The 12,521-nt window shown below is 27.3% G+C and carries 11 protein-coding genes; 10 read left to right on the forward strand and 1 reads right to left on the reverse strand.

Translation table 4 applies throughout. The features are described 5' to 3' along the window. The first annotated feature begins 325 nt into the window (after window positions 1-325). Window positions 326-877, forward strand: coding sequence for a hypothetical protein (locus BST80_RS01860; RefSeq protein WP_415745708.1), 552 nt, complete (start codon window positions 326-328; stop codon window positions 875-877). Between the two features lie 167 nt (window positions 878-1,044). Here BST80_RS01860 and BST80_RS01865 read toward each other — a convergent pair whose 3' ends face one another. Continuing rightward, window positions 1,045-1,515 carry a hypothetical protein gene (locus BST80_RS01865; protein WP_415745709.1) on the reverse strand — a complete coding sequence of 157 codons (471 nt, stop codon included), beginning with the start codon at window positions 1,513-1,515 and terminating at the stop codon, window positions 1,045-1,047. Between the two features lie 204 nt (window positions 1,516-1,719). On the opposite strand from BST80_RS01865, the gene oppB reads away from it, so the two are divergent. The 9 genes from oppB (at window position 1,720) to BST80_RS01910 (ending at window position 12,470) form a co-directional block, all read left to right on the forward strand. Beyond that, entirely contained in the window at window positions 1,720-2,964 is a 1,245-nt protein-coding gene (gene oppB, locus BST80_RS01870) for an oligopeptide ABC transporter permease OppB (protein WP_415745710.1), read from the forward strand. A gap of 14 nt (window positions 2,965-2,978) precedes the next feature. Further along, window positions 2,979-3,971, forward strand: coding sequence for an oligopeptide ABC transporter permease OppC (gene oppC, locus BST80_RS01875; RefSeq protein WP_415745711.1), 993 nt, complete (start codon window positions 2,979-2,981; stop codon window positions 3,969-3,971). 30 nt (window positions 3,972-4,001) lie between these two features. Next, the gene (gene oppD / locus BST80_RS01880) at window positions 4,002-5,705 is read left to right on the forward strand and encodes an oligopeptide ABC transporter ATP-binding protein OppD (RefSeq protein ID WP_415745712.1); all 1,704 of its coding nucleotides are present in this window, start codon (window positions 4,002-4,004) and stop codon (window positions 5,703-5,705) included. A gap of 1 nt (window position 5,706) precedes the next feature. Next, on the forward strand, window positions 5,707-7,941 hold the full coding sequence (gene oppF / locus BST80_RS01885) for an oligopeptide ABC transporter ATP-binding protein OppF (protein ID WP_415745713.1): 2,235 nt from the start codon (window positions 5,707-5,709) through the stop codon (window positions 7,939-7,941). A 2-nt stretch (window positions 7,942-7,943) separates the two neighbouring features. Then, complete coding sequence (locus tag BST80_RS01890; RefSeq protein WP_415745714.1) at window positions 7,944-10,118, forward strand: ABC transporter substrate-binding protein; 2,175 nt, start codon at window positions 7,944-7,946, stop codon at window positions 10,116-10,118. A 1-nt stretch (window position 10,119) separates the two neighbouring features. After that, complete coding sequence (locus BST80_RS01895; protein WP_415745715.1) at window positions 10,120-10,770, forward strand: hypothetical protein; 651 nt, start codon at window positions 10,120-10,122, stop codon at window positions 10,768-10,770. 138 nt (window positions 10,771-10,908) lie between these two features. After that, a complete protein-coding gene (efp, locus tag BST80_RS01900) occupies window positions 10,909-11,469 on the forward strand; it encodes an elongation factor P (protein ID WP_415745716.1) in 561 nt (186 codons plus the stop codon). Window positions 11,470-11,500: 31 nt separating this feature from the next. Further along, window positions 11,501-11,806 carry an MMB_0454 family protein gene (locus tag BST80_RS01905; protein WP_353486614.1) on the forward strand — a complete coding sequence of 102 codons (306 nt, stop codon included), beginning with the start codon at window positions 11,501-11,503 and terminating at the stop codon, window positions 11,804-11,806. Between the two features lie 145 nt (window positions 11,807-11,951). Next, on the forward strand, window positions 11,952-12,470 hold the full coding sequence (locus BST80_RS01910; RefSeq protein WP_415745717.1) for a hypothetical protein: 519 nt from the start codon (window positions 11,952-11,954) through the stop codon (window positions 12,468-12,470). Window positions 12,471-12,521 lie beyond the last annotated feature (51 nt).

A 12,521-nucleotide genomic window follows, 5' to 3' on the forward strand; every position in this document is an offset into this window, starting at 1 on the left:
AAGACTAAATCAGTGGTCTAAAATGTATATGGTTTTCACAACATTTTATTAAAAGTGGCTTGTTTTATTCCTGTTAATCGGAATAATTCTTTATCATTAATAAAATCAAATTTATCAAATTTCATAATTTTAGATTCCTATAATTTCTATTTTAAATATATTTTATAGGAATTTTAAAATAACTAGATTATGCAAGAAGTCTANTAAAGAAAAACTAAAAAAGGAAGAAATTAAATTTTATGATAATGTTCGCTCAACCCTGACAAATAATATGAATAATAAATTCTTTTATATTACGAGTCACTTATATGAAAGTGAGTCTGTGTTGGCTTGAGCGGGAGAGGGGTATCCTGAGAAAAAATTGACAGTAGAAAACTTTTTAAAATTTTATAAAAAAAATATGCCAACAGATGGTGATTATTATATAAGGAGCATTCTATACAATTTTAAGCCAAACCAAAGTAGAATTGAAAATTTACCATTTCCAAAACCAAATAGTGCAATATTTTTTAAAACAAAAATTAGAGTTTTAGTTGGGAAAGAGAAAGTTGATTTATATTTACAGGAATTTGCGGAAATAGTAATAGATTTTTGACATTATTATAAATTAGAAACATGGAAGGATAATTATCGTTTGGTTTTTAAGATGCGGCAAAATGAGTTTGATGCATTAGTTAAAAATGCTAGTGTTTGAGAGCAAAAAATAGAAACAAAGGATTTTACGCCAATTTTTAGACCCATTTTTAATTTTTTTAAAGAAAAATATAAATGAGATTTAAATTCTAAGTTCAAGATATACCTAAATAACCACGGAAATCAAAAATATAAAATTAATTTAATCAAAAAGCAATGTTTTTTTTGTTGTAGAAGTATTTAGACCATGACTAAAAACATTTTTTCCCTTTTATACGATAAATTTTGGTTATAATTCTTTTGCTTATAATTTCTTTATTAGACCTAGCAGTAAACAAGTTATTAATGATAGTGACTTTGTATTTTTACAGATGCTAGAATTTAAGGTTGGTTAATTTTTATAAAAATAAATTAAATAGTAAAAAAGATAATTATTGAAGAAATTAATAATATTCCAGCAATGATTAATAATATTTTTCGTGTTTTTTTAATTATTGCTTCTTCGTCAGTTAAAGTGGGTTGGTAACGGTGACGATGATCATTAAAGTAAGCTGCGGCTTGCTTATTTTTATATCAGCCTAAAATTAATCAGATTAATAAAATTAAAACAAAGAAGCTAACAACAATTCATTCTGTTTTTTTGATATCTTTAAAGGCAAAAATTCCTAATAAAAAACTAATTCCAAGTAAAAATGCACTAGTTAAAATAGCAATTAAATAATGGTATCAAGTAATTTTTTTTAATTTTTGATAAGTTTCTAATTTTATTGTTTGATTATGGTATGTTTCTTCAACAATTTCTTTAACTTCTTTTTCATGAATTTCTTTTTCTTCACGTTTTAATTGATGTAATTCTTTAAAAATATTTTTCTTTTTTGCCATTATTTCCCTCACATTAATATTTTTTAAATTTATTATTAAATTATATTGTATTTTTACAAAAAGTAAAATATAATTACATAACATAAAATTATATTTTGTATCAAGTACATTATTTTGAATAAGTTATTTTAAGCACATTATTTTATTAAAATTTGATAAAAGGGACATTTTATTTTTCCTTAGAACTAGGGAGGGAAAAAATATATGAAAAATATTAAAAAAGAGAAAGATATTTCTAAAACCAATTTTGATATTAGTAAAGAATATGATAACAAGTTTGTTAATGTTGATTTAGATTATCAACAAGCAAATAAACGAACATCACTTTTTACTGAAATGAAATATAAAATGGCAATTTTTAATCATCACTGTCGGGAGTTTTTTGATCGTTTTCCATTAATAGGTTATTCATTAAAAAGAATCTTTTTTGCAATTATTACTTTATTGCTAGCAATTTGTGTAATTTTTATTTTATTGCGATTAGTAACTCCCGATGATATTTATATTAAAGACATTGATATTGATAAATTAAATATTTTACCAGGTACACCAGAATATAATGCTTTATTGGAGCAAAGAATGAAAATTTTTGGAGTATATGGCTCAATTTGAAGTCAATTAGGAACATATTTACGAAATATTATGCCTTTTATTAAAAAAACAATAATTATTAATAGTGCTTTTGATCCAATAACTGGTGAATTAGTTGGTGAAAAAGTTACAACATGATTTTACTTAGGAGTTGTTTTTTCAACAGCAGTAGCACAACCAGGAGAATTAGTGTCAGATATCTTTGCACGAGCAATTCCGTATTCATTTGGTTTTGGGTCAGTTGCAGTGTTATTAGCTTATTTAATTGGTGTGCCATTAGGAATCATTGCGGCAAAAAATAAAGAACGTGGTGTTGATAATACCATTAATGCTGGGTCAATTATCTTTTTAGCAATTCCACCGGTTGTTTTAGTCGTAGGGATTTATTTAATTTCAATTAATGTTTTTTATGCTCATGGTTTATTTAGTTCGGGAACTTTTGATACTAAATTTTGACCAGTATTTGCAATTTTTTTAATGATAACACCACCAATTGTTATTAATACAAGACGATATGTTATTGATGAAATGACTGCTGATTATACTAAGTTTGCCCTATCAAAAGGAATGACTAATTGTTATATTTTCTATATTCATATTTTCCGTAATGCGGGGATTCGAATTTTTCGTTTATTACCAGCAGCTTTTGTAACAACAATTTTTGGGGCAAGTATCTTTGCTGAACAAAATTGAGCAATTCCAGGGATGAGTAAATTTATTGTCTCGGGTGTTGGAAACAAGGATTCCTTTGTTGTCATGGGATATATTCTATTAACAGCAACGGCTGGAATTGTTACTAGTTTAATAGCCGATATTATGATGGCGATATTAGATCCACGAGTAAAATTAACAAAATAAAGAGAGGAGAAAAAATGATGCGAAGAGTTACAGATGAAGAGTTACTTGATTTTCAAAGTTATGATATTAATAATTTAGATCCAAGTTTATTTGAAATTGTTGGTCCTCAACTAGAAGAGAATGAACGAATTTCAACGAAATCATATCGTTATTGAAAAGTAGTTGGTCAAATTTTAATTACTAAAAAAACGTTTATTGTTTGTTTATTATTATTACTTGCAATTATCTTATTAACAGCGATTGTCCCAATTGGTAAAGTTGCGAACCCATTACCTGCTGATTTACCAATTCCTAATTATCAACAACCTTTAGCTCCAAATGCAACTTATTTATTTGGGCTGGGGATGAATGGTGAGAATTATTGAGATAAAATTTGAATTGGAATGCGAACAACCTTATTATTTACATTAATAATTGCCTTAATTCAAATTTTAATTGGTGTTATTGTTGGTTCAATTTGAGGATTTTATAAAAAATTTGATATTTTATTTATTGAAATTACACGCTTTTTAAATTTAGTACCAACACTAATTTTATGATTAATTATTATTTTTGCTTTAGGTAAAACAATGCCCGTGATTATTTTTGCCGTATCACTTACTAGTTGAATTACTTTGGCAGAGGTTATCCGAGTCCAAATTATTTTAGTCCGAAATACCGAATATAATCTTGCTTCAAAAATGTTAGGAACATCTGGACCAAAAATTGTGACAAAAAATATTATGCCACGAATTTTACCATTAATTATTCAAACAGCATCCTTTGCTGTACCAATGGCTATTGCAATTGATTCAACATTAAATTACTTTAACTTTGGTTTTGTCCAAGGACGTGAAAATACAACATTAGGATTTATTTTAAATGAAGTATTAGCATCTAGTAAGTGACAAGATTATCCACATTTATTAATTATTCCTATTTGTTTTATTGCTGGAACATCGGTTTTATTTTTCTTATTCGGAAAAGTATTTGCTGACTCATTAGACCCCAAAAACCATTATAAATAAAAATAACGTATTAAAAGGAGATATTGCTTTATGGAAAAAGAAATTGTTATTTCAATTAAAAAATTAATAATAAAATTTAAAACTCGTGCCAATGTTTTAACTGCTATTCGAAATATTTCTTTTGATATTTATGATGGTGAAACATTAGCAATTGTTGGCGAGTCGGGGAGTGGTAAGTCAGTTATGACGAAAACATTTACTAATATGTTAGAAAATAATGGCTGAATTAGTAATGGTTCAATTGTTTATTCGCCTTCAAAAAATATTTTAGCGGATGATTTAGCGTATTTTCGAAAACCAGTTCATTTAGTTGATTTCCATAAAATTTTATTAGATAATAACTTACAAAAAAATATTATTAAGTATAATAAAAAACGAATTATTAGAACAACACAAAAAATAAAAATAATTAATAATTTGGAATTAACTAATTTGCAAACAGCAATTATTGATTTACAAAATAAAATTGAAATGTTAAAAAAACAAATTAGTTTTAGTCATTCAAACCGAATTAATAATAAAATAGGAAAACTTAATGCACAATTAAAGGAATATAAAAATCAACAAGAGATGTTGTTAAATCCTGAATTAAAACAAAAAAAGATTGAATTTTTACAAAATCGAATTGTTGGTTATAAGAATGAAATTGACAAAATTAAAAAATTAACTTGAAGTGAAAAACGATTATTAGGGAAAAATATTCAGTTTTTAAAAAATTATTTTGAGCAAAAAATTATTCCTTTGCCAACAGAATTTAGTAAAATTCAAACTTATTTTAGTAAAAAAACTTATACCGATGGGATTCGCTATCGGATTAACAAATTAAATCAGTTAATGGCGAGTGGAAAACCATTGGATGCTGCTAATTTTTCTAATGTATATGAAGAATGAAATTTAATTAAAAATTTTGAATTTATCAATAAATTAAAAGCGGCAAAACAAATTAGTAAATTACGTGGTCCAACAATAGCAACAATTTTCCAAGATCCAATGACATCGTTAAATCCATTATTATCAGTTGGCTTTCAAATTTCAGAAGTATTACGAAAACATCGTAAAATGTCACGAGCAATGGCAAAAAAAACAGCAATTGAATTACTAGAAAAAGTTGGAATTCCAAAGGCTAAAAAGCGTTATCATGATATTCCAGGAATGTATTCGGGTGGAATGCGCCAACGGGTAGTTATTGCAATTGCTTTAGCTTGTCAACCAAAAGTTTTAATTTGTGATGAACCAACGACAGCCTTAGATGTTACAATTCAAGCACAAATTCTGGATTTAATTAAATCATTACAAAAAGAATATAAATTTACTGTTATTTTTATTACCCATGATTTAGGCGTTGTCGCAAATATTGCTGATCGGGTTGCTGTAATGTATGCTGGTCAGATTATTGAGTATGGAAAAGTGAATGATATCTTTTTTGATCCAAAGCACCCTTATACTTGAGCGTTATTATCTTCTTTACCACAATTTGGTCAAAAAGGGGAAGACCTTTATTCAATTCATGGTTCACCACCATCATTATATGCAAAAGTATACGGAGATCCATTTGCTCCTCGTAATCAACATGCGATGAAAATTGATTATTTATTAGAACCACCAATGTTTAAAGTAAGTGAAACACATTATGCAAAAACATGACTATTAGATCCACGAGCTGCAAAAGTAACAAAACCAAAGCAATTACAACAGTTAGAACAAATTAAAAATGATACAAAGGTAGGTGATTAAGATGAACAAAAACGAACAAGAACAGTTTATTATGGTTCGCGATTTGTTAATTCAATTTCGCCAAAAAAATAAAAAAGTAAATGCAGTTAAAAGGGCAAGTTTTGATATTTACCGTGGAGAAATTTTTAGTATTGTTGGTGAGTCGGGAAGTGGTAAGACAACAATTGGCCGTGCCATTGCTGGTGTGCAACCAATTAAAGATGGAACCATTTATATGGATAAGCATTTGATTTGGGGAAAACCACCACAATTATATAAAATTAATTTAGATATTAATGAAAAATTGCGATTATTACGAAATAATAATATGTTATTAAATAAAAATTTAAGTAACTATATTAATAATTTAAAAATTAGTTATTATCGTTATTTTGAAAATAAAAAATATGTTGTTAATACAAAAGAATTAATATCCTATACAAATAAGCAATATTTAATAACAACTGACCTTGAATTAAAGAAAGTTGATTTACTAAATTTTAATCATAGTAACAATCATTTTACATTAGTAAAAGAAATGTATGAACATAATTTAATTTTATTAAAAGATATGTTAAAAGCTTATCAACGAATTTTTCGTTTTATGGATAATTTGCATGAATGAATTCCATCATTATCTCTTGCCCTAGAAGAAGAAATCAAAGGTCGTGTTCGCGGAAATATTGAAATTATTGAAGGAAATATTTTATTAGGGCATCAAATTTATAAAGTTCTTTTAAAATTAGAAGAAAATCGTAATGCTCTAAAAGAAAACCTTGTATTAGAACAAACACAAAAATATTATGATGCTTCTTTTGAACAATTAGCAAATTTATTATCAATTCATACTAAATTGTTAAATGAAATTCATTTTTTACATAAAAATCAACGGGCAGTTTTTATTCTTTTTGTTCCGAAGGGAAAACGAAAAAAATATATTTTAAGTTATAATAAACGTTTTAATGTTTTTAAAAATGATTTTGAAAAGACATATTTACAGGAATTACAAAAATTGAAATTAGAATCGCAAACAAATCCACAAGCAATTATTGTCTTACAGCAAGCATATCAAACCAGTGCTTTAATGATAAAAATTGCAACAACAGATATGGCAAAGACATTAAATGAATTAGCAACCACGTCTAATTTGAAAACAAGTTTAGCAACATTACCAAATAATGAATGAAAAGAAGGATTAATGATTTTGATTAAGAAAAGTGCAACAGTAGAACAACAACAAATGATGCTTGCTGATTTATCATATTTAGCACGACATGGGGTTTTTCGTGATCAAACAACAATTAAATTATATTATCAATGAGTAGGTAAGAAGTATAAAACTTCAGAATCGGACATTATTGCTTCTAATCGTTTATTAGATTTATTAGATTTACCATTAATTGATGAAATTGTTAAAAATGCGGAATTGTTTAAATTACCCACAAGGCGAGAAAATCGTTTACAAAAGAAAAAAATTCAAATGATTTTTCAAGATCCATCTTCGTCATTAAACGATCGAATTTCAGTTGAAGAAATTATTGGAGAAGGATTAACAAATTTTCCTGAATTATATCAAAATGATACTGCTCGCCAGTTATATTTAACTTATTATAATAATAATTTAGGAAAAAATGAAAAACCATTAAAGTTAGAGCAAATTAAAGATCGTGATGTTAAACATTTCTTAATTTTAAACATTTTAAAAAAGGTTGGATTATTACCAGAACATTTATCACGTTATTCACATGAATTTTCAGGAGGACAACGACAACGAATTGGTATTGCTCGGGCATTAATTATGAAACCACAATTTATTATTGCTGATGAACCAATTTCAGCATTAGATGTTTCAATTAGAGCCCAAGTTTTAAACTTATTAAAAAAATTTCAACAACAATATAATTTAACTTATATTTTTGTTGCCCATGATTTATCGGTTGTTCGGTTTATTGCTGACCGAATTGCTGTTATTTATCATGGTCAACTTGTTGAATTAGCAAACGCTGAAGAATTATTTACTAATCCATTACATCCATATACGCGTGCATTATTATCAGCAATTCCGTTACCTAATCCAAATTATGAAAAAGAAAAAGTTCATTTTATCTATGAACCAGAAAAAGAACATTGAGATTACTTATTTGATTTACCAGAGTTTACTGAAATTAAAACGGGGCACTATTTATTTGGGAATTCACGTGAAATTGCTGCAGCAAAAGCTAAACTTGCTATGGCAGTTGGCAAAAAGGAGGGGTAACGATGTTTAAAAAGAAATTGGCATTTTTTGCTAGTTTTATGGCAATAACAACAGTAACACCATTAGTTGTTTCATGTGGAATTAGTTTAGATTTGTTAGCAAATCGTTTAATTACCGATAATGTTTTTCGTTCTATTTTTAAATTCCCCTTAACATCATGATCAAGTGCATCAACAATGTTAATTGAAGATAATAAAATTTTAGCTGATGTTCTTGGAACATTAGTAGCAACTGATAAATATAATCGTAGTTTTGGTGATCTTGCTGAGCAAAAAGATAAAACATCAAAATATGTTGGAATTCCTAATGCTGATCAAAGTGAATGAAAATATAAAATTTCACCACAAGCAAAATGATTTGATTATCAAGGTAATTTTCAACGGCAAGTTAAAGCTAGTGATATTATTAATACTGCTAAGTTTGTTTTATTTCCAAAGAATTTATCGGCAACATCAGGAATATGACGAACTTTTATTAGTGGGGCACAAGAAATTTGAGAGTATTTTCAGGCAGGTAATTATCAACCAGATTATTATAATGATCCAATTTGAAAAAAATTAGGAATGACAATTAATGAGGCTGATGATGAAATTACCATTAAATTAACAAAGTCAGCAGAATATTTTGATACTTTAATGACTTATTTAGCTTTTGCACCATTACCAAAAAAGGCGTTACTACAAGGTTATAATTATGGGACCAATTATAAAAATATTTGGTATTCAGGAGCATATTTAGTTGAAAAATATAGTTCAACTTCACAAATTTTATTGCGAAAAAACCCTTCTTATCGACATTCCAAATTAACATACATTGATAAATTAAATTATACTTATTTAGCAAATAATGATGTTTCGCGTGAACGTGTTTTATTTGAATCAGGTGATGTTAATGATTTTCTAGTTGAACCAACAGATAGTAATGGTTGAAAGAAATATGTTGGTTCTAATCCTGCTAATCCAATTTTTAGTGGTGCATCAAGTATTATTAATCCTGATCCAACAACATATACAATTATTCATAATTATGCGAATAGTGATATTTTAAATTCAAACCCAGTTCGTGCTAAGCAAGCATTAAATGCAAGTAAGGCGTTACAATATGATAAAGTTCGAAAATATTTAGCAACCCAACTAGACCGTAGTAAATTTGTTAAATATTATTCCGAAGCCCTAGATGATTCACCAACTTCCAAGTTTTTACGAAATGTTTATACTGCACGTTATTTTGTTTATAATGGGGATGTTGATTATGCGTCATATGTTGAAGAAGCATATGCAAACCATTTTTTAGATGGTAATGCAATGGCTGCCAGCCAACTATTAAAAGATGGTAGTGATGCTTTATATCATAACAAAGATTTATTAAAAAATGATGATAATATTTTAAATGATATTCGCACTTGATTACAAACAAATATTGGTGCTTCACAAGTTGAATTTCGCTTTTTAATGAATGGAGCATACACATTAACAATTAATAAATTTTTATTGAATATGATTGACTCATTTAACGCTGAAAATGGTGTAATTAAAATTATTCCAGATATTACTGTTGATGCTACAGAATATGAAACCCGTCGTAAAAAAGCCGATTGAGATATGCAAGCAGGAAGATGATCACCAGATTATGCTGATCCATATACTTACTTATATACCTTTTCCTTAGGTGGTGATTTACAATATTATTTTGGAACTTCACGGATTTTTAGTGACCTAAAATTAACGAATAACATTGCACCAGACTATGCAACAGTTAAGGATCAATTGAATAATCCATATTGAAATCTTTTAAAAAATACAACAGCAATTGAAAATTTTTATAATGTTTTTAAAAATTATACTAACCAAATTGCGGCAAGTGATGAAATTACTGATCCCGTTAGCTTAGCTTATCGTTATCGAGGTTTTGCCGAGGTTGAATTTAATGCTATTTATACTAATTTTATGTTTATTCCAGTTTATGTTCCAAATGGATCATATCAAATTCGAATTTCATATGTAACACCACGAACACAAGTTACAATTGGGTATGGTAGTTCAAAATATAAACATTGAGGAATGGTTTTAAATCCGTACTTACTAACGACACAAGAACGACAAATTATTGAAAAACGTTATCAACAACAATTAGCAATTATTCAAACTGATTATGCGGCGTTTAGGGAAGATTATTAATATGAAAAAGTTGTTAACATCTTTTACGGCTTTAATGGTTATTAGTAGTGTTCCTGCGACTGTTGTCAGTTGTGTTAGAATGGAAACGCGTGATCGTAGTAAAATTTCGTTATCTTTATTTAAAAGTGAATTAGCTTTAATTTTTGTTTTTGAAACACAACAACCAACCACAAAAGTAACTGAAACGATATTTCAAAATGCAGTTTATGATGCATTAGAAACAAACGAATATCATGGTGAAATTCCAAATGCGGAATTAAAATTTATTTATTATGACAAGGATGGCATTTCAAAATCGTGAACTGATTTACCTTGACAACCACTAGCAAGTGGCAGTGCAAAGACAGCATTATTATGAGTACAAATTATTGCTAATAAGAATAGTATCCATTTTGCAGATAAAACTGATATTATTTCGATAACATTATATCAAACCCAACCACTTGCATTAGATACCATTACATTTAATTATGAAGCGAAAGTGTTAAAAGCCTTACCAGTTGAGAATATGATGGCTTATTTTGCTATTTTAAATCCAACATTTTATTTCTCACCCCGTCATTTTGCAATTACTAAAACAACTGATTATGNTATTATTAAGGCGTTATCAACNTCAAATCGATATCGTGGTGAAAATCGTATTAATATTTAGGTTACCTTACAATTTTATAAAATTAAAATATTTGGAGAAAATTTGTTTAAAAGAAATTTTCTCCTTTTTATTGATTTTAATAACTATCTGTTTAAAATTACGATATAATTAAACTACGAACAATAGAAAAGGAAGAAGATGATNNNTAGTGTAAACGATTTCCGCCNAGGATTAACGTTTCAATATGAGGGTAATATTTACGTAGTAATTGAAGCACAACATTCAAAATCTGGTCGTGGGCAAGCACATGTTAAAACAAAAGTTAAAAATTTGCGTAGNAATGCAACTACAAATATTACTTTCACTGGTGGTGATAAAGTTGAAAAAGCAATGATTGATAAGGTTGAANTGCAATATTTATATGATGATGGTACNAATGTCATTTTTATGGATACGCAAACTTATGAGCAATTAGAAATTCCCTCAACTAATTTAGTTTGAGAAAAAANNTTTTTAAAANAAGGAGTAATGGCTTCTGTTACCAAATATGATGGTGAAGTATTGGGAATTATTTTACCAGATAAGGTCGATCTAACAGTTACTGAGGCAGAAGCAGCAGTAAAAGGTGATACTAGTTCTGGTGCAATGAAAAAAGCAGTGCTAGAAACTGGCTGAGAATTACAGGTTCCGTTGTTTATTAAAGAAGGAGAAGTTATTACTGTTTCAACTAGTGATGGAAAATATTCCGGACGAGCTTAATTTTAACAATTCATAAAAGGAGAGATTGAAGATGAATAATAATTTTAATGAATTAACAATTGAAAATAATCATCGTGGGACAATTGTTGTTAGTTTATTAACAATTAAAAAGATTATTTTATATGCAATCCGTGATATGACTCACCAATATTTTGCAGATAAAGTTGAATGTCGGATGATTGATAATTCATTATTGCATATTTATATTAGTGGAAAAGTAATGGCAAAAGAAAACCTAAATGATTTAACAGTTGAAATTAATGAAGCAATTATGAAAGAATTAAGTTATTCATTACAAATTAAACCAAAAAATATTAGTATCGCTTATCATCATTAATAATTTAATAGCGAAGTAACTATAGAAAAAAATATTTTTTTATTTAATTGATTTTTAATGATAGTATTATTTTATATTAAAAATTTATCAATTATTAATTTAGCAACATAACAAAATTATCACAATTTCAGAAAGGAAATACAAAATGAAAAAATTACTAAGTTTATTATGTGTATTAACTATCAGTGGAACTACAATGCAAACTGTTATTGCTGCTAGTAGTTATGAAAAAAATGATATAGAAAATTGCAAAAGAAAGAAAAGAGAAAGTAATGATAAATTTTTACCAAAATTAATAAAAAATACTAAATTAGGAAAAATTCCTACAAATAGCGAAGAAAATATTTTAGACCAAGTTGTTCGTTTAAATAGAAATATTAATAGAAATGATATAACCATTAACAGATTATTAAATAATCAAGCACAAATTGTATTGCGAGAAACATTAGAAAATAATAGTTTCTCAGAAAATAATTTTATTTGAGTAACTTTTGAAACAGATCCTGATATTGAAATTCAAGTAGGTAATTCAATTTTTTATAATCTTAATCCTGTTACAAGTAATTCAAATAAAAATAATTATTCTTATGTATTATTTGATAATAGAAACAACATTAATCTTGGAATAATACCAGATAATCGCCGAACTACAATTATACAATAGACTTCTTGCATAACCTATTAAAATATTTGTAAATATTTTTAAAAAGATACT

The organism is Spiroplasma sp. Moj (assembly GCF_016082285.1).
GTDB classification, from domain to species: Bacteria; Bacillota_I; Bacilli_A; order Mycoplasmatales; family Mycoplasmataceae; genus Spiroplasma; species Spiroplasma phoeniceum.